The organism is Streptomyces sp. NPDC001816 (genome assembly GCF_042892235.1).
GTDB lineage: Bacteria > Actinomycetota > Actinomycetes > Streptomycetales > Streptomycetaceae > Streptomyces.
The window spans coordinates 65,684-83,812 of sequence record NZ_JBIATY010000013.1 but is presented as its reverse complement, the minus strand read 5'-3'; the positions used below and the strand labels follow the sequence as shown (position 1 = coordinate 83,812).

Sequence of the window (18,129 nt, the reverse complement as noted above, 5' to 3'; positions counted from 1 at the left end):
GGCGGGGTCAGCCCAGTGCCCGCTCCAGCCCCGCCAGGAATCCGTTCACCGTGGCCCTGTCCCGTACGGCCATGCGTATCCAGTCGGCGTCCAGCCCGGGAAACGTGTCCCCACGCCGCACCGCGTATCCCAGCTCGCGCAGGCGCCGTCGTACCGCGGCGGCGTCCGGCATGCGCACCAGCACGAACGGTCCTTCGGCGGGACCGGCCACCCGCACACCCCGGTCGGCGAACGCGCTCAGCCCCGCCACCAGATGGGCCCGGTCCGCCGAGATCCGGTGCGCCGCATGCGCCGCCTCCGCCAGGGCCCGCGGCGCCACGCACGCCTCGGCCGCGGCCAGTGCCGGCGTCGACACCGGCCACAGCGGTTGCGCCCGCTCCAGCTCGGTGATCGTCTCCGGCGCGGCCAGCACGTAGCCGATGCGCAGCCCGGCCAGCCCCCACGTCTTGGTCAGGCTGCGCAGCACGACGAGACCGGGCACATCGGTCCGCCCGGCCAACGCCTCCCGCTCACCCGGCACCGCGTCCATGAACGCCTCGTCGACGACCAACGTCCGCCCCGGGCGGGCGAGTTCGGCGATCGTGGCGGCCGGGTGCAGGACCGACGTCGGATTGGTCGGGTTCCCGATCACCACCAGGTCGGCGTCCTCGGGGACGGCCGCCGGGTCCAGCCGGAAGCCGTCGCTCTCGCGCAGCAGCACCCGGTCCACGGTGTGCCCCGCATCCCGCAGCGCCGCCTCCGGCTCCGTGAACTGCGGGTGCACGACGACCGGCCGGCGCACCTTCAACGCCCGCGCCAGCAGCACGAACGCCTCCGCCGCCCCGGCCGTCAGCAGTACCCGCTCCACCGGCAGCCGGTGCCGCGCCGCCACCGCCGCCCGCGCGGCCCGCCCGTCCGGGTAGGCCGCGAGCGACGACAGCGACCCGGCGATCTGCTCCCGCAGCCACGTCGGAGGCGTGTCCGCGCGGACGTTGACCGCGAGGTCGACCAGCGCGGCCCCGTCGTCACGGACCTCGGCGTCCCCGTGATGCCGCAGATCGTGCCCGGTGTCGTCAGTGTGCATGGCTGTGCGTGTGCCCCCCGTGATGGTGGTGCCCGTGCCCGTGGTGGTGGCCGTCGTCGTCCGGGTGGAAGTGCGGCTGCTGCGGCAGCCCCACCTTGTCCTCGAAGCCCGGCAGCGCGATCCGGTAGACGCAGGAGTCGCAGTTCATCCGGAGGTCGCCCTTGACGGCCTCCTCGTACCGCTCCATCACCAGATCCAGCAGCTCCGGCTCGGGCCCGATGACGTCCGCCGAGCGCACCTCGACCTCCGGGTGCGCGGCCGCCCAGCCCTCGGACTGCTGCCGCACCCGGTCCGGCAGGATGCCGGTGAACAGGAAGTAGGGGAGGACGACGATCCGCTTCGCCCCCAGCTTCACGCACCGGTCCAGACCGCTCGGCACGTCCGGCGCCGCCAGCGACACGAACGCCGTCTCCACACCGGCGTACCCGCGCCCCTCCCACAGCAGCCGGGCCGCCTTGTGCACCTCGGCGTTGGCGTCCGGGTCGGTGGAGCCCCGGCCCACCAGCAGCACGGTCACGTCGGCCCGGTCCTCGGGCGTACGGGCCGTGCCCCCGAGGGCCTCGTCAAGGCGCCGCTCCAGCACGTTCAGCAGCGACGGGTGCGGGCCCAGCGGGCGGCCGTAGGTGTACGAGATCCCGGCGTGCCGCTCCTTCTCGCGGGCCAGCGCGGCCGGGATGTCACCCTTGGCGTGCCCGGCGGACACCAGCATCAGCGGCACGGCCGCGAACCGCCGTACGCCTCGCTCGACCAGGTCGGTGACGGCCTCGCCCAGCGGCGGCGGGGACAGCTCGATGAAACCGCCCGCGACGGGCAGTTCGGGGTGGCGGCGGCCCAGTTCCCGCACGAAGTCGCGGAACGCCTCGGCTCCGGCCTCGTCCCGGGTGCCGTGGCCGGCGACGAGCAGGGCGGGGGGAGGGGTGGTCACGAGGTCTCCTTCGGGGAAATCGGGTGGTACAGCAGGGCGTTGAGCGCGGCGGCGGCGACCGCCGAGCCGCCCTTCTCGGACACGTTGCTCACGGCGGGCAGCCCGCTCGCCCGCAACGCCTCCTTGGACTCGGCCGCGCCGACGAAGCCGACGGGCAGGCCGATGACGAGCGCGGGGGAGGCGTCGAGGGTCAGCAGTTCCTCCAGGGCGGTCGGCGCACAGCCAATCACCCACAGGGCACCGGGCCCGACCTCCTCGTACGCGAGCCGGATCGCATGGGCGGAACGGGTCAGCCCCGGCCCGGCCTTGGCGTCCTTCAGCCGGCACACGGTCTCCCGGCGGGTGATGCCGGCCGCGACCATCTCCACGTCCACGACGACGGGCGCCCCGGCGTGCAGCGCGGCATGCGCCTTCACCAGGTCGCTCTCGTCCGTGACGAGGTCGCTCGCGTACTCCAGGTCGGCGGCGGAGTGGATGACCCGCTCCACCACCGCCCGGGTCAGCGGCGGGAAGTGCGAGGTGTCCAGCCGGGCGCGCAGCCGCCGGAAGGACTCCTGCTCGATGGGATGGACCACACGGGCCACAGGGTTCACTGGGCGCCCTCCTCCGTGCTCTCCTGCGTGTTCACCTGTGTGCTTTCCTGCCAGCGGTAGCCGCGCGGGGTCACCATGCGCCCCGCGATGTCCCGGGTCGCCGTGTTGCCCACGGTCACGACCGTCATCATGTCGACCGTCGCCGGGTCGAGCGCGGCCAGCGTCGTCAGCCGGCTCGACTCGTCCGGCCGCGAGGCGTTGCGTACGACACCGACGGGCGTCGTCGGCTCCCGGTGCCCGGCGAGGATCGCGAGCGCCTTGGGCAGCTGCCAGTCGCGGCCCCGGGAGCGCGGGTTGTAGAAGGTGACCACGATGTCCGCCTCGGCCGCCGCCCGCACCCGCCGCTCGATGACCTCCCACGGCGTGTGCAGGTCGGACAGGCTGATCGACACATGGTCGTGGCCGAGCGGCGCGCCCAGGATCGCCCCGGCGGCCAGCGCGGCCGTCACACCGGGCACACCGACCACGTCGATGTCGTCGGACGCCTCGGCGAGCGCGGGGGAGGCCATGGCGTACACGCCCGCGTCCCCGCTGCCGATCAGCGCCACCGCATGCCCCTTGCGGGCCTCGGCGACCGCCGTGCGGGCCCGCTCCTCCTCCGCGCCGAGCCCCGACTCCAGCACCCGGGTGCCGGGCCGCAGCAGGTCACGGATCTGGTCGACGTACTGGTCGAGCCCCACCAGCACGGACGCCCGCCGCAGCTCCGCCGCCGCGCGCGGGGTGAGCAGGTCCCGGGCGCCGGGGCCGAGCCCGACCACCGCGAGCCGCCCGCGCCCGGGGCGTCGTACGACGGCACAGGTCGCCATGGCCGGCTGCCCGTCGGCACGCTCGGACTTCCGCTTGGGCACGAGGAGTTCACCGCCGCGCACCAGCGCCGCCGCCTCGGCGACGGAGGGGGTGCCGACGGCCGCGAGCGGAGCGATTGACGGGTTGGGCACCCGCACGGCCGCCAGCTCCTCCGCCGGGTACGTCACCAGCGGCACCCCCAGCCGCTCGGCGGCCGCGATGATGCCGGGTTCCTCGGACTTGGCGTCCACGGTGGCGAGTTCGGCCACCGACTTCGGCGAGAGCCTCGCCTCCCGCAGCACGTCCTCGACCAGCCCGAGCACCTCCTCGACCGGCGCGCCCTTGGACGCGCCGACCCCGACCACCAGGGACGGCGGCCGCAGCAGCACCTCCCGCTCGCCCGGTTCGACGGCGCGGTCCGTGAGCCGGACCGTGTACGACCCCTGCGGCGAGGTCGGCAGCGGGGGCAGCGGCCACGGCACCTCGGCCTCCAGAGCGACCGGTTCGCCGTCCAGCAGAGCCCGGGACACCGTGGCGACCGAGCCCTCGAACGGGAACCCGAGGGTGTCCAGACCCGGCAGCCCCACGGCGTCCGTCGCCGTCGTCACCACCGGCTCCGCGCCCAGCAACGCGCCCACCTCACGGGCGAGTTCGTTGGCACCGCCGCCGTGCCCGCCGACCAGCGACACCGCGAAGCGGCCGCCCTCGTCCACGCACACCACACCCGGGTCCGCCGCCTTGTCGCCGAGCAGCGGCGCGAGCAGCCGTACCGTCGCGCCCGTCGCCAGGAAGCACACCAGCTGCTCGCACTCCGCGAACGCGGCCCGGACGGCCTCCCCGACAGGGCCGTCGTACACCCGCGTACGGTCCGGCCAGGCCGCGGCCAGCCGGTCCCGTGCCGCCGCCCCCGCCGCGGTGGCGGAAATGAGGCCGATCACTGGGCAACTCCTTCTCTAGACGCCGGGGTTCTGACGCCCCACAGCAGGAAAACGGGATTGGTCGCCGCGAGCCGGGTCACGTCACCCGGCAGCGGCGCCAGCCGCGACGACTGCAACAGCACCCCGTCGCAGGCGAACCCGGCACTCGTCAGCGCCTCGCGCGCCGCCGGTACCCGGTCAAGGGCTGCCATGGCCACAACAACAGTGCGCCGCGTCCGCCGCGCGCACGCGCCGACGATGGCAGGCAGCTCGCGCCCGCCGCCGCCCACGAACACCGCGTCGGGATCGTCGAGTTCGTCCAGCGCGTCCGGTGCCGAGCCGTGCACCACGCGGACGTCGACACCGTGCGCCCGCGCGTTGGCGTGGATCCGCTCGACCCCGTCCGGGGTCTTCTCGACGGCCACGACGGCCGCGCCGAGCCGCGCGCACTCCACGGCGACCGAACCCGAACCCGCGCCGACGTCCCACACCAGGTCGCCCAGGCGCGGCCCGAGCCGGGCCAACGCCAGCGCCCGCACCTCGAACTTGGTGATCATCGAGTCGCGGTGCGCGAACTCGCTCTCGTCCAGCGCCCACCGGTCCGGCCGCGCGGGCACCCCGGCGACCGTGCGCAGCCCGCCCAGCGCCCGGGTCTCGTCCAGGCACAGCACCACGCTCACCGCCGTACCCCAGTCCCGTGCCGCGGCCTCGGCGGGCGTCACCCGCTCCACGCGCTCGCGCTCGGGATCGCCGAGCGCGCTCGCCACGACGAGGACCCGGCCTTCGCCGAGCGCGGCGCCCAGTTCGGCGGGCCCGGCCCCGGGCCCGGTCAGCACGGCCACCTTGGGGTGCGCCCGGCACACGTTGACGGCCGTGCGCAGGTCGCGCCCGTGCGCGCTCACCACGACCGCGTCGTCCCACGGCAGCCCGATCCGCGCGAACGCCGTCGCCACCGACGACACCCCGGGCCGCACGTCCAGCAGCCCGGCCCCGAACCGCTCGGCCAGCGCCCGCACGATCCCGAAGAACCCGGGATCCCCGGAGGCCAGCACGACCACCGGCAGCTCCTTGCCGACGTACTCCGCGATCGTCTCCAGGGCGGGCGCCAGCGGCCCGAGCACGATCCGCTCCGTGCCCTCGGGCAGCCGTACGGCGTCCAGATGGCGCCGCCCGCCGACGACCAGGGCGGCACCGGCGAGGACGTCCGCGGGAACCGGCGCCCCCGTCCCCGTACCGACGACCGTGATCAACTGTTCGCACCCCGCTCGCGCAGCGCCCGCCGCGCCTCGGGGTCCGCCTTGCGGTACCCGTGGAAGTGGCCCGGGTGGTACAGGTGCGAACGGGTCCCGTGGGCGTCCAGCGCCGGGCCGACCAGGAAGAGCGTGTGCTTCCAGAGCTTGTGCTCCTTGACCGTCTCCTCCAGCGTGCCGATCGTGCACTTCACGACCAGCTCCTCCGGCCAGGTCGCCTGGTAGGCGATGACCACGGGGGTGTCCGTCGGGTAGCCGCCCTCCAGCAGCTCCCGCACCAGCTGGCCGCTGCGCGCCGCCGACAGGAAGATCGCCATCGTGGTGCCGTGCCGGGCGAACTCGCGCACCTCCTCGCCGGGCGGCATCGGCGTCTTGCCGCCGCCCAGCCGGGTCAGCACCACGGACTGGGCGACCTCCGGGATGGTCAGCTCGCGCTGCGCGAGGGCGGCGACGGCGGAGAAGGACGAGACGCCCGGCACGATCTCGGTCTCGATCCCGATCTCTGCGCACCGGTCCAGCTGCTCCTGCGTGCCGCCCCACAGCGCCGGGTCGCCGGAGTGGATCCGCGCGACCTTCAGGCCCTCGGCCAGGGCCCGCCGGTAGACGGCCACGACGTCCTCCAGGGACATGGTCGCCGAGTCCAGGATCTCCGCGTCCGCGCGCGCGTGCTCCAGCACCTCCGCCTGGACCAGGCTCGCCGCCCAGATCACCACGTCGGCCTCGGCGATCGCGCGTGCGGCGCGGAACGTCAGCAGGTCGGCGGCGCCGGGGCCGGCACCGACGAACGTCACCTTGCCGGTGGGGGCATCGGCCATGGGAAGGGGTCCTCTCGTGCGGAAGTGCGAGTCGAAATCGGGGGATATGTCAGAGTCTGGGAGCATGTGGACGGCGCCGGATGTGCGCGAAGGCTCCTCCATCGGATAGCAAGGGCCTATGGCGGTCTTTGTCGCGCTCGGCGCGTTCCTGATGACGCTGGCCGGCGGCTGGACGGCACAGCGCGTGACCGACCGTCGCCACCTGGTCCTGGGGCTGGCCGGCGGTCTGATGCTGGGCGTGGTCGGCCTGGACCTGCTGCCGGAGGCGCTGCACGCCGCCGACCGCGAGATCTTCGGCGTACCCGCGGCCCTGCTGCTGTTCGTGGCCGGTTTCCTGCTGGCCCACCTGGTGGAGCGCACGCTGGCCGCGCGCCAGGCGGCGCACGGGGGCGACGAGCACAACCACCGCGCGCCCGAGGTGGGCCTGACGGCGGCCGCCGCGATGGTCGGCCACAGCGCGATGGACGGTGTGGCGATCGGCGCGGCCTTCCAGGTGGGCGGCGGCATGGGCGCCTCCGTCGCGCTCGCCGTGATCGCGCACGACTTCGCCGACGGCTTCAACACCTTCACGATCACGAGCCTGTACGGCAACGCGCGGCGCCGGGCGATAGGCATGCTCGTCGCCGACGCGTTCGCACCCGTGGTGGGCGCGCTGTCGACCGCGTTCTTCCACATCCCCGAACCGCTGCTCGGCGGCTATCTCGGCCTCTTCGGCGGCGTGCTGCTCTATCTCGCCGCAGCCGAGATCCTCCCCGAGGCCCACCATGAGCACCCCGCCCGCTCCACCCTGCTGTGCACGGTGGCCGGCGCGGCCTTCATCTGGCTGGTGGTCGGCATCTCCGGCGGCTGACCGCTGCGGCCTCACAGCTTCCCGCCCCGCCCGCCGTCCCGCCGCGGCGGCGCGATCAGCGTCGACAGGTACGGCAGTGACTCCCCGTCCAGCTCCGCGGCCGGCCGCACCGACTCCTGAGGCAGCCCGAGCGCCGAGCCCCACACGGCGTCTTCGATCCGCCCGGTCTCCCGCAGCACCTCGGCGACCTCGGCGGCCTGCCGCCCGAACTTGTACGCCACGACGGTCCCCGGCCCGGCCAGCGCCTCCTTGAGCACCGCCGAGCCCGCCGTCACCGGCACCAGCGTCAGCGGCTCGGTGCCCTCGGTCAGCACGGCCCCGGACCTGGCCGCCAGATCCTGCATGGCGGTGATGCCTGGCACGGTCTCCACCACGACACCCGGCACCAGTTCCGTGATCGTCTGCGCGAGATACGTGAACGTCGAGTACACGTTCGGATCCCCGATGGTGGCGAAGGCGACGGACCCGCGCCCCCGCAGCAGCTCGGCGACCTTCTCGCCCGCCGCGTCCCAGGCGGCCTCCCGCCGCGCCCGGTCGGTCCGCTCGTTCAGCGCGAACACCACCCGGACGACCTTCTCCGCGGGCACGTAGTGCAGCACGGTCGCTTCGGCCCGGCCGCGTTCTCCGCCATCTTTTCCATCAGGCGCAGCCATGACCGGTACGACGACGACGTCCGCCGCGCGCAGCGCGTTGACTCCCTTGACGGTCACCAGCTCCGGGTCACCGGGACCGACCCCGACACCGACCAGCCTGCTGCTCATGACGTCCGGCACCTCTCCACGAACCTACGGGCCACACCGGGCTCGGACGCCCAGTGCGTGTGCAGATAACTCGCGTGCACGCCCTGCTGTACGAAACCTTCGACCCGCCGCACCGGGGTGCGCACCCCCCAGGCGGGAGCGGGCCCCGCCCCGGGCTCGACGACCGTGCGGTGGAACTCGTGCCCCCGCATCCGCGTCCCCGCGACGGTCAGCACACTGTCCCCGACGGCCACCGCGTCCCGATACCCCAGAGTGAGCCGTTCACTCATCCGCGCGGTGGCGTCCAGCACCCCGCACATGGGCTTCCCGTCCAACTCCCGGCACAGATACAGCAGCCCGGCACACTCGGCGGCGACAGGAGCACCGCCGAGAGCCAGCTCGGCGACGGCCTTGCGCAGCGGCTCGTTGGCGGACAGCTCGGCGGCGTACACCTCGGGGAAGCCACCGCCGATCACCAAGCCGGCCGTGCCCTCGGGCAGTTGCTCGTCCCGAAGCGGATCGAAAGTGACGACTTCGGCTCCGGCGGCGGTGAGCAGCTCGGTGTGCTCGGCATAGGAGAAGGTGAACGCTTCCCCGCCGGCGACAGCAACTACGGGCCCTGGCCTCTCAGCCCACCGAGTCGGGTGGTCGTGGGTGGGCAAGACGGGGGTCCAGGGGGCAGAGCCCCCTGGTACGGGACCCGCAGCACGGGCAAGTGCCTCCAGCGCCGCCAAGTCGCAACCCCGAGCCACTTGCGCCGCCATAGCCCCCACGGAGTCGACCGCAGCCAAGTGCCGCTCGGCAACCGGCACCAACCCCAGATGCCGAGAAGGCGTATCCACCTGAGCAGCCCGCCGCAGCACACCCAGCACCGGCACCCCCGCCGAATCCAGCGCGTCCCGCAGCAGCTCCTCATGCCGGTCGGAGCCCACCTTGTTCAGGATCACGCCCCCGACCCGCACCTCGGGATCCCAGGAAGCGAACCCGTGCACCAGCGCCGCCACCGACCGCGACTGCGACGACGCGTCCACGACCAGCACCACCGGCGCCCGCAGCAACTTGGCGACATGAGCCGTGGACGCGAGTTCCCCCTCGCCCGCGGCCCCGTCGTACAGCCCCATCACACCCTCGACGACCGCGAGGTCACACCCGGACGCCCCGTGCAGGAACAGCGGAGCGACCAGCTCAGGGCCGCACAGGTAGGCATCGAGGTTGCGCCCCACCCGCCCGGTCGCGAGCGCGTGGTACCCGGGGTCGATGTAGTCGGGCCCGACCTTGTGCCCGGACACGGCGAGCCCCCGCGCGGCGAACGCGGCCATCAGCCCCGTGGCGACGGTGGTCTTGCCGCTGCCGGACGACGGCGCGGCAATGACCAGCCGGGGAACGGAACTCACCACTCGATGCCCTTCTGGCCCTTCTGCCCCGCGTCCATGGGGTGCTTGACCTTGGACATGTCGGTGACGAGGTCGGCGAAGTCCACCAGCTTCTCGGGCGCGTTACGACCGGTGATCACCACATGCTGGGTACCCGGCCGGTTCCGCAGGACGTCCACGACCTCGTTCGTGTCCACCCACCCCCAGTGCATCGGGTAGGCGAACTCGTCCAGCACGTACAGCCGGTACGTCTCGGCCGCCAGGTCCCGCTTGACCTGCTCCCAGCCCTCCCGGGCCTTCTCCTCGTTGTCCATCTGGGCGTCCCGCTGGACCCAGGACCAGCCCTCGCCCATCTTGTGCCAGTCGACGGTGCCGCCCTCGCCGGAGGCACCGAGCACACACAGCGCGTTCTCCTCGCCGACCTTCCACTTCGCCGACTTGACGAACTGGAACACCCCGATCGGCCACCCCTGGTTCCAGGCGCGCAGCGCGAGCCCGAACGCGGCGGTCGACTTGCCCTTGCCGATGCCCGTGTGGACCACGACCAGCGGACGGTTGCGGCGCTGACGAGTCGTCAGCCCGTCGTCCGGCACCACACTCGGCTGTCCCTGCGGCATTACGCGGCCCTCCTCGAAGTCCCGTGCGTCCCCTGCACATCCCTGACAAGCCCGGCGATCGAGTCGGCCCGCAGCTCGTCCAGCGTGACGGCCGTACCGCCCAGCTCACCCGCGAGCTGCCCGGCGAGCCCGAGCCGCACCGGCCCCGACTCGCAGTCCACGACCACCGAGGCGACTCCCTCGGCCGCGAACAGCCGCGCCGCCCGCCCCGCCAGCGCGACCGGCTCCGGGCCGCCGGTGGCCCGCCCGTCGGTCACCACCACGACCAGCGCCCGCCGCGCCGGATCCCGCAGCCGCTCCACCCGCAGCACCTCGTGCGCCTTGAGCAGCCCGGCCGCCAGCGGCGTGCGGCCGCCCGTCGGCAGCGACTCCAGCCGGGCCGCCGCGGCGTCCACCGACGAGGTCGGCGGCAGGGCGACATCGGCCGCGGCACCCCGGAAGGTCACCAGGCCCACCTTGTCCCGCCGCTGGTAGGCGTCAAGGAGCAGGGACAGGACAGCACCTTTGACGGCGCTCATCCGCTGCCGTGCCGCCATCGACCCGGACGCGTCGACCACGAACAGCACGAGGTTCCCCTCGCGCCCCTCCCGCGTCGCCTGCCGCAGATCGTCCCGGCGCAGCACCAGTCCCGGCCCGGACCGCCCGCGCGCCCGCTGGTGCGGGGCCGCGGCCAGCACGGTCGCCGCCAGGTGCAGCTTGGTGAGCGTCCCGCGCGGCCGCCGGGCTCCGGTGGTCCGCCCGTGCTCGGTCCGCGCGCGCGAGCGCCGCCCGGCGGCACCCTCGCCGATCCCGGGCACGCTCAGCGCCTTCGTACGGAACGGCTCGGCGGCCCGTACGGCCTGCTGCTCCCGTGCGCCGGAGGTCTGCGGCTGCCCGCTCTCACCGGCCTCGGGCTGCGCGGCGGTGTCGCCGCCGCCCTGCGGACCACCGTCGGACTGCGGCGGCTGCCCACCGCCCCCACCGGGACCGTCGGGGTCGGGGTCGGGGTCCTCGTCGTCCGAGCCGCCGAACTCCTCCAGGGTCTCGTCCAGCTTGTCCTCGTCAAGACCCGGCGCGTCGAACGGATTGCGCCGGCGGCGGTGCGGCAGCGCCAGCAGCGCCGCCTGCCGCACGTCCTCGGCGAGCACGTCCGTCCGCCCGGCCCAGGCGGCCAGCGCGGTCGCCGTACGCGCCATCACGATGTCGGCACGCATGCCGTCCACCTCGAAGGCCGCGCAGGTCGCCGCGATCTGCCGCAGCGCCCCGTCGCCCAGCCGGACCTGCGGCAGCAGCTCGCGCGCGGCCACGATCCGGGCCCGAACGGCGGCCTCCTCGTCGGCCCACCGTGCGGCGAAGCCCGCCGGGTCGTCGTCGTAGGCGAGCCGCCGCCGTACGACCTCCACCCGCTGGTCGGGCTCCCGCGAGGCCGCGACCTCCACCGTCAGCCCAAACCGGTCCAGCAGCTGCGGCCGCAGCTCGCCCTCTTCCGGGTTCATGGTGCCGACGAGCAGGAACCGGGCCGCGTGCCGCACCGAGACGCCCTCGCGCTCGACGTAGGACGCGCCCATCGCCGCCGCGTCCAGCAGCAGGTCGACCAGGTGGTCGTGGAGCAGGTTGACCTCGTCGACGTAGAGGATCCCGCGGTGCGCGTCGGCCAGCAGGCCCGGCTCGAACGCCTTCACGCCCTCCGCCAGCGCCCGCTCGATGTCCAGCGCGCCCACCAGCCGGTCCTCGGAGGCGCCGACGGGCAGCTCGACCATCCGCGCGGGCCGCGCCGCACCGGCCCCGGCCTCGTGCGGCCCGTCCGGGCAGGACGGCTCGGGCGCCGCCGGGTCACAGGAGAATCGGCACCCGGGAACTACGGACACCTGAGGCAGCAGCGCCGAAAGGGCCCGTACGGCCGTCGACTTGGCGGTGCCCTTCTCGCCGCGCACCAGCACACCGCCGACCGCCGGCGACACGGCGTTCAGCAGCAGCGCGAGCCGCAGGTCGTCCTGGCCGACGACGGCCGTGAACGGAAACGGGGTACTCACTTCTCGTCGCCCTCCAAGTCGCCTTCCAGCTCCAGGTAGGTGGCGCGCAGCCGCTCCAGCGTGTCCGCGTCCGGCTCCGCCCACAGCCCGCGGTCCGCCGCCTCGAGGAGCCGCTCGGTGATCCCGCGCAGCGCCCACGGGTTGGACTTCTTCATGAAGTCCCGGTTCTCCGGGTCGAAGACGTACTCCGCGCTGAGCTTCTCGTACATCCAGTCGTCGACCACGCCCGCCGTCGCGTCGTAGCCGAACAGGTAGTCCACGGTCGCCGCCATCTCGAAGGCGCCCTTGTAGCCGTGCCGGCGCATCGCCGCCATCCAGCGCGGGTTGACCACCCGCGCGCGGAAGACGCGGTGCGTCTCCTCGCCGAGCGTGCGGGTCCTCACCTGGTCGGGTACGGCGCTGTCACCCACGTAGGCCTCGGGGTTGACCCCGGTCAGGTGGCGGACCATGGCGACCATGCCGCCGTGGTACTGGAAGTAGTCGTCGGCGTCGACCAGGTCGTGCTCGCGGGTGTCGACGTTCTTCGCGGCTACCGCGATCCGCTTGAACGCGGTCTCCATGTCCCCGCGCGCCGCCCGCCCGTCGAGCCCGCGCCCGTACGCGTACCCGCCCCACACCGCGTACACCTCGGCGAGGTCGGCGTCGGAGCGCCAGTTGCGGGCGTCGATCAGCGGCAGCAGACCGGCGCCGTACGCGCCCGGCTTGGAGCCGAAGACACGGGCCGTCGCGCGCCGCCGGTCACCGTGCTCGGCGGTGTCCTCGTCGGCGTGCGCCTTCACGAAGTTCTGTCCGGCGGGCTCGTCCAGCTCGGCCACCGCCCGCACCGCGTCGTCGATCAGCCCGACCACATGCGGGAACGCGTCCCGGAAAAAGCCGGAGATACGGACCGTGACGTCGATGCGCGGCCGGCCCAGCTCCGCCAGGGGAATCACCTCGAACCCCGTCACCCGGCGCGAGGCCTCGTCCCACACCGGGCGGCAGCCCAGCAGCGCCAGGATCTCGGCGATGTCGTCGCCCTGGGTGCGCATCGCCGACGTGCCCCAGACCGTGAGGCCGACGGACTTCGGGTACTCACCCGTGTCCTGCAGATACCGCTGCACCAGCGAGTCGGCGAGCGACTGGCCGACCTCCCAGCTCAGCCGGGAAGGAATGGCCTTGGGGTCGACCGAGTAGAAGTTGCGGCCGGTCGGCAGCACGTTGACCAGACCACGGGTCGGGGAGCCCGAGGGGCCCGCCGGGACGTAACCGCCGTCCAGCGCCTTGAGGATGTGGCCGATCTCGTCGGTCGTGCGGGCGAGCCGGGGGACCACCTCGGTGCACGCGAACTCCAGCACCGCGACCGCGTCCGGGAGTTCGGTGCCCAGGACCTCGCGGACCAGTGGCACGCTCTCGGCGACCGCCCAGTCACGGGCCTCCATGCCCTCCGCGATCCGCCGGCACAGCTGCTCCAGCAGGTCGATCGCGTCGGCGGCCGTACGGGAAGGGCCGTCGACGAGGTCCGTCAGCTCGACCGGCACCTTCACCGGCGTGCCCGGTTCGGCGAGCAACTCCTTCTCCACGAGCCCGAAGTACTCGGCCAGCGAGGCCCGCAGCCCCGGCAGCGCGTTCGCCTGCCCGCCCCACACCTGCGAGGCGCGCAGCACGGCGAGGACCAGGTTCACGCGCGGCTCGCCGACCGGACCGCCGCCCAGGATGTGCAGCCCGTCCCGGATCTGCACGTCCTTGATCTCGCACAGATAGCCGTCGATGTGCATGACGAACTGGTCGAAGTCGTCGTCCTCCGGCTGCTCGTCCACATGCAGGTCGTGGTGCAGTTCGGCCGCCTTGACCAGCGTCCAGATCTGGGCGCGGACGGCAGGTGCCTTGGCCGGGTCCAGGTCGGAGACGAGCGCGTACTCGTCCAGCAGCTGCTCCAGCTTGGCCAGGTCGCCGTAGGTGTCGGCACGGGCCATCGGCGGCACCAGGTGGTCGACCACCGTGGCGTGCCCGCGCCGTTTGGCCTGCGTGCCCTCTCCGGGGTCGTTGACGATGAACGGGTAGATGAGGGGCAGCTCACCGAGAACGGCGTCCGGGGCGCAACCGGCGCTCAGGCCCAGGCCCTTGCCCGGCAGCCACTCCATCGTGCCGTGCTTGCCCATGTGCACGATCGCGTCGGCGCCGAAGCTGTTGTCGAGCCAGCGGTAGGCCGCCATGTAGTGGTGCGACGGCGGCATGTCGGGGTCGTGGTAGATGGCGATCGGGTTCTCGCCGAAGCCGCGCGGCGGCTGGATCATCACGACGACGTTCCCGAACTGCAGGGACGCGAGCACGATCTCGTCCCCGTCGACGTACAGGCTGCCCGGCGGCTCGCCCCAGGCCTCCAGCATCGCGTCCCGCAGCTCCGGGTCGAGCTGGTCGAACCACGCCCGGTAGTCGGCGAGCGGCACCCGTGCGGGCGCGGAGGCCAGCTGCTCCTCGGTGAGCCACTCGACGTCGTGCCCGCCGGCCTCGATCAGCCGGTGGATCAACTCGTCGCCGTTGTCCGGGTATGCGGTGAGCCCGTATCCGGCCTCCTTCAGGGCGTCCAGGACGCGTACCGCCGACGCGGGCGTGTCCAGGCCCACCGCGTTGCCGACCCGGGAGTGCTTGGTCGGGTAGGCGGTGAAGACCAGCGCGATCTTCTTGTCCGCGTTCGGCCTGTGCTTCAACTGTGCGTGCCGTACGGCGATCCCGGCCACCCGCGACGCCCGCTCGGGGTCGGCGACGTACACCGGGACGTCGTCCGGTCCCTGCTCCTTGAAGGAGAACGGCACTGTGACGAGCCGGCCGTCGAACTCGGGGATCGCGACCTGCATCGCCGCGTCCATGGGGGAGAGCGCGGCGTCCGACTCGTCCCAGGCGGACCGCGAGGAGGTGAGGCAGAGGCCCTGCAGCACCGGGACGTTCAGATCGGCGAGCGCACCGATGTCCCAGGACTCCTCGTCACCGCCCGCCGAGGCCTGCGAGGCATGCGTACCGCCCGCCGCCAGGACGGTGGCGACCAGGGCGTCGGCCTGCCCCAGCAGCTCGTACAGCCCGGCGTCCGCGCCGCGCAGCGAACCGCAGTACACGGGCAGGGCGTTGGCACCCCGCGCCTCGATCGCCTCGCACAGCGTGTCCACGAAGGCGGTGTTGCCGCTCAGTTCGTGCGCCCGGTAGAAGAGGACGCCCACGGTCGGCCGGCCGTCCCGGATCCCGTACGAGCCGTGCACGCCGTACTCGGGCATCTTCCGCGGCTCTTCGAAGCCCTCGCCGGTCAGCAGCACGGTGTCGGACAGGAACCGGGCCAGCTCGGTCAGGTTCGCGGGCCCGCCCTCGACCAGGTACTTCAGGGCCTCCGCCACCACACCCGCCGGTACGGACGACTCGGCCATCAGCTCGGCGTCCGGCACGGCCTCGCCGCCCAGCAGCACGGTCGGCACACCGGACGCGCGCAGCGCGGCCAGCCCGTCCTCCCAGGCACGCTTGCCGCCCAGCAGCCGTACGACGGCGATGTCCGCGCCCTCGACGAGGCCCGGCAGCTCCTCGGCGACGTCCACCCGGGTCGGGTTCCCGATCCGGTAGCCGGCGCCGGAGGCCCGGGCCGCCAGCAGATCGGTGTCGGCGGTCGACAACAACAACACTGTGCTCATGCGGGCGCTCCCGGTGGAATGAAAGGCAGTCCTTGCGGCGCGCCCGACTCGATGAGCCGCCAGAGCGCGTCCGTGTCCGCGTGCTGTTCGATCAGGTCGCCGAGCCGGTCGAGCTGCTCCTCGCGCAGCGCGGCGAACGAGGTGTCGGGGGCCGGTACGAAGCGGCGCCCCGCGGCGGCCGCCACCTCGCGCAGGAAGGCCCGCCGGAAACCGTCCGACTCCAGCGAGCCGTGCCAGTGCGTGCCCCAGGTCTGACCGACCCGGCAGCCGTCCAAGAAGGCTTCCCCGCCCGCTATGGAGGCGACCCCGTGATGGATCTCGTACCCCTCGACCCGCTCCCCGAGGGCTTCCCCGGTCGGCCGGGTGAGGGTCTTCTCGCGGGCGAACCGCACCCGCACGGGCAGCAGGCCGAGTCCGGGAACGGCGCCGGCGCGCGACTCGACCTCGTCCTCGATGTGCTCGCCGAGCACCTGGAAGCCGCCGCAGATACCGAGAATCGGGCGCTGCTCGGCGGCCCTGCGCACCAGCGCGTCCGCGAGGCCCCGCTCCCGCAGCCACTCCAGCGCCCGTACGGTCCCGCGTGTGCCCGGGACCACGACCAGGTCCGCGTCCGCCAGCTCCTCCGGCCGGTCCACGAACCGCACCACGACGCCCGGTTCGGCGGCCAGCGCGTCCACGTCCGTGAAGTTGGACATGAGCGGGACCGCGCAGACGGCGACCCGCAGCACGTCCTCGCCGACGGGCGGGGCGGTGTTCGACTCCCGCACGGTCCCGCGCAGGGAGACCCGCAGTCCGTCCTCCTCGTCGATGCCGAGCCCGTGCCGGAACGGCAGCACGCCGTAGGTGTGCCGCCCGGTGAGCCCGTGCAGCATGTCCAACCCCGGCTCCAGCAGGCTGACATCCCCGCGGAACTTGTTGACCAGGAACCCGGCGACCAACTCCTGGTCCTCCTGGGACAGCAGCGCGACGGTCCCGAAGAAGGAGGCGAACACGCCCCCGCGGTCGATGTCGCCCACCACCAGCACGGGCAGCCGCGCGTTCCGCGCGATCCCCATGTTCACGATGTCGGTGCGCCGCAGATTGATCTCCGCGGGCGAACCGGCCCCCTCACAGATCACCGCGTCATACGTGCCCCGCAACTCGGCAAGACAGTCCAGCACCGTGCCGAGCAGCCGCTGTTGGCGCCCCCCGTGGTACCCGCGCGCGCTCAGCTCGCCCACCGGCTTGCCGAGCAGCACCACCTGACTGCTCTGCTCGCCACCGGGCTTGAGCAGCACGGGGTTCATCAGCGCGGTCGGCTCGACACGGCAGGCCTGGGCCTGCATGGCCTGAGCCCGCCCGATCTCTGCACCCTCCCGGGTCACGAACGAGTTGAGGGACATGTTCTGCGCCTTGAAGGGCGCGACCTTGACGCCCTGGCGCACCAGCCACCGGCAGATCCCGGCCGTCACGACGCTCTTGCCGGCGTCGGAGGTGGTGCCGGCGACGAGCAGACCACCGTTCACTTGCCACGTCCCTTCACGAGTCGGCGCGCGGCGACCGTGACGCCGAGCGCGAGCAGGCCGACCCGGCGGGAGAGCCGTACGGCCCGGTCGATGTCGGTGACCCGGACCGCCCGCCCGGTGTCCCCGCCCAGTACGGGCCGGTGTTCGACGCGCCCGCCGTAGGAGAGCGTCCCGCCCAGCCGCACGCCGAGGGCACCCGCGAACGAGGCCTCGACGGGCCCGGCGTTGGGACTCGGGTGCTTGCGGGCGTCCGCCCGCCAGGCACGCAACGCGCCGCGGGGGTCCGGTCCGGCCGCGGCGGCGAGCACGGCGGTCAGCCGCGCCCCCGGCCACCCGACGACGTCGTCGAGCCGGGCGGAGGCCCAGCCGTAGCGCCGGAAGCGGGCCGACTTGTGCCCCACCATCGCGTCCAGGGTGTTGACGGCCCGGAACCCGAGCAGCCCCGGCACCCCGCCCACCGCACCCCACACCAGCGCACCCACCACGGCGTCGGAGGTGTTCTCGGCGACGGACTCCACGACCGCTCGGGCGATCCCGTCGGCGTCGAGGGCCTGCGGATCCCGCCCGCACAGATGCGGCAGCCGCGCCCGGGCCGCCTCGACGTCCCCGGCCTCCAGCGCGCGCCCGACGGTCCGTGCCTCCCGGGCGAGCGAAGTACCGCCGACCACGGCCCAGGTGGCGGCGGCGGTCAGCGCGACGGAAGCGACGGGGGAGCGGCGCACGGCCCGCTCGGCCACGGCCCCCAGCGCGACGGCGCCTCCGGCGCACACGACGGTGTGCAGCGCACCCCAGCCGCGGTGGTCGTGCCACAGCGCGCGCTCCACGGCGGCGGCAGCCCGCCCGAACGCGGCGACCGGATGCCCGCGGCGCGGATCGCCGAGGACCAGGTCGCCGACGAGGCCGGCGGCGGCGCCGTACGCGTAGAAGCGATCGGCACCCATCGGCTCAGCCGGCCGTCGGGGCAGGCAGGGCCTGGTTACTGAACCTCAATCGGCAGCCGCGCATGGCGATATGTCCTCACTCAGGGTGTCCA

Annotated in this window: 14 protein-coding genes; 1 reads left to right on the top strand and 13 read right to left on the bottom strand. The window is 73.7% G+C overall.

Annotation, left to right across the window (positions count from 1 at the left end; translation table 11 throughout):
* Positions 1 to 7: 7 nt before the first annotated feature.
* The 6 genes from cobC to cobM are packed head-to-tail and all read right to left on the bottom strand — an operon-like array spanning position 8 to position 6,349.
* Positions 8 to 1,063 (bottom strand): Rv2231c family pyridoxal phosphate-dependent protein CobC, encoded by a 1,056-nt coding sequence (gene cobC / locus ACFYZZ_RS35750; protein WP_389185246.1) that lies wholly within the window; start codon positions 1,061 to 1,063, stop codon positions 8 to 10.
* Positions 1,053 to 1,988 (bottom strand): sirohydrochlorin chelatase, encoded by a 936-nt coding sequence (locus ACFYZZ_RS35745; protein WP_389185244.1) that lies wholly within the window; start codon positions 1,986 to 1,988, stop codon positions 1,053 to 1,055. The genes cobC and ACFYZZ_RS35745 overlap by 11 nt, the downstream gene beginning before the upstream one ends.
* Positions 1,985 to 2,572: a precorrin-8X methylmutase gene (locus tag ACFYZZ_RS35740; RefSeq protein ID WP_389185753.1), complete on the bottom strand. Its 588-nt coding sequence runs from the start codon at positions 2,570 to 2,572 to the stop codon at positions 1,985 to 1,987. Before ACFYZZ_RS35740 ends, ACFYZZ_RS35745 begins: the two co-directional genes overlap by 4 nt.
* A 5-nt stretch (positions 2,573 to 2,577) precedes the next feature.
* A complete protein-coding gene (cobJ, locus tag ACFYZZ_RS35735) occupies positions 2,578 to 4,305 on the bottom strand; it encodes a precorrin-3B C(17)-methyltransferase (RefSeq protein ID WP_389185241.1) in 1,728 nt (575 codons plus the stop codon).
* Positions 4,302 to 5,534 (bottom strand): precorrin-6y C5,15-methyltransferase (decarboxylating) subunit CbiE, encoded by a 1,233-nt coding sequence (cbiE, locus tag ACFYZZ_RS35730; RefSeq protein ID WP_389185238.1) that lies wholly within the window; start codon positions 5,532 to 5,534, stop codon positions 4,302 to 4,304. Before cbiE ends, cobJ begins: the two co-directional genes overlap by 4 nt.
* The gene (gene cobM, locus ACFYZZ_RS35725) at positions 5,531 to 6,349 is read right to left on the bottom strand and encodes a precorrin-4 C(11)-methyltransferase (protein ID WP_389185235.1); all 819 of its coding nucleotides are present in this window, start codon (positions 6,347 to 6,349) and stop codon (positions 5,531 to 5,533) included. The genes cbiE and cobM overlap by 4 nt, the downstream gene beginning before the upstream one ends.
* Before the next feature lie 118 nt (positions 6,350 to 6,467).
* Here cobM and ACFYZZ_RS35720 point away from each other — a divergent pair, with 118 nt between their 5' ends.
* On the top strand, positions 6,468 to 7,199 hold the full coding sequence (locus tag ACFYZZ_RS35720) for a ZIP family metal transporter (RefSeq protein WP_386573956.1): 732 nt from the start codon (positions 6,468 to 6,470) through the stop codon (positions 7,197 to 7,199).
* Positions 7,200 to 7,210: 11 nt separating this feature from the next.
* Here the strand turns inward: ACFYZZ_RS35720 and cobI are convergent, their stop codons facing one another.
* The 7 genes from cobI to ACFYZZ_RS35685 are packed head-to-tail and all read right to left on the bottom strand — an operon-like array spanning position 7,211 to position 18,037.
* Complete coding sequence (gene cobI, locus ACFYZZ_RS35715) at positions 7,211 to 7,960, bottom strand: precorrin-2 C(20)-methyltransferase (RefSeq protein WP_389185232.1); 750 nt, start codon at positions 7,958 to 7,960, stop codon at positions 7,211 to 7,213.
* Positions 7,957 to 9,336 carry a cobyrinate a,c-diamide synthase gene (locus ACFYZZ_RS35710; protein WP_389185229.1) on the bottom strand — a complete coding sequence of 460 codons (1,380 nt, stop codon included), beginning with the start codon at positions 9,334 to 9,336 and terminating at the stop codon, positions 7,957 to 7,959. The genes cobI and ACFYZZ_RS35710 overlap by 4 nt, the downstream gene beginning before the upstream one ends.
* The gene (gene cobO / locus ACFYZZ_RS35705; protein WP_389185226.1) at positions 9,330 to 9,929 is read right to left on the bottom strand and encodes a cob(I)yrinic acid a,c-diamide adenosyltransferase; all 600 of its coding nucleotides are present in this window, start codon (positions 9,927 to 9,929) and stop codon (positions 9,330 to 9,332) included. The genes ACFYZZ_RS35710 and cobO overlap by 7 nt, the downstream gene beginning before the upstream one ends.
* A complete protein-coding gene (locus ACFYZZ_RS35700; RefSeq protein WP_389185223.1) occupies positions 9,929 to 11,941 on the bottom strand; it encodes a putative cobaltochelatase in 2,013 nt (670 codons plus the stop codon). Before ACFYZZ_RS35700 ends, cobO begins: the two co-directional genes overlap by 1 nt.
* A complete protein-coding gene (gene cobN, locus ACFYZZ_RS35695) occupies positions 11,938 to 15,591 on the bottom strand; it encodes a cobaltochelatase subunit CobN (RefSeq protein WP_389185220.1) in 3,654 nt (1,217 codons plus the stop codon). The genes ACFYZZ_RS35700 and cobN overlap by 4 nt, the downstream gene beginning before the upstream one ends.
* A complete protein-coding gene (locus ACFYZZ_RS35690) occupies positions 15,588 to 17,096 on the bottom strand; it encodes a cobyric acid synthase (protein WP_389185217.1) in 1,509 nt (502 codons plus the stop codon). Before ACFYZZ_RS35690 ends, cobN begins: the two co-directional genes overlap by 4 nt.
* On the bottom strand, positions 17,093 to 18,037 hold the full coding sequence (locus tag ACFYZZ_RS35685) for a cobalamin biosynthesis protein (protein ID WP_389185214.1): 945 nt from the start codon (positions 18,035 to 18,037) through the stop codon (positions 17,093 to 17,095). Before ACFYZZ_RS35685 ends, ACFYZZ_RS35690 begins: the two co-directional genes overlap by 4 nt.
* Between the last annotated feature and the right edge of the window lie 92 nt (positions 18,038 to 18,129).

Bases quoted from the DNA above. Each gene is read 5' to 3' on its own strand.
- cobO (WP_389185226.1), bottom strand. From the start codon at position 9,929: ATGCCGCAGGGACAGCCGAGTGTGGTGCCGGACGACGGGCTGACGACT.
- cobI (WP_389185232.1), bottom strand. From the start codon at position 7,960: ATGAGCAGCAGGCTGGTCGGTGTCGGGGTCGGTCCCGGTGACCCGGAG.
- cobM (WP_389185235.1), bottom strand. From the start codon at position 6,349: ATGGCCGATGCCCCCACCGGCAAGGTGACGTTCGTCGGTGCCGGCCCC.
- cobN (WP_389185220.1), bottom strand. From the start codon at position 15,591: ATGAGCACAGTGTTGTTGTTGTCGACCGCCGACACCGATCTGCTGGCG.
- cobC (WP_389185246.1), bottom strand. From the start codon at position 1,063: ATGCACACTGACGACACCGGGCACGATCTGCGGCATCACGGGGACGCC.
- ACFYZZ_RS35685 (WP_389185214.1), bottom strand. From the start codon at position 18,037: ATGGGTGCCGATCGCTTCTACGCGTACGGCGCCGCCGCCGGCCTCGTC.
- ACFYZZ_RS35720 (WP_386573956.1), top strand. From the start codon at position 6,468: ATGGCGGTCTTTGTCGCGCTCGGCGCGTTCCTGATGACGCTGGCCGGC.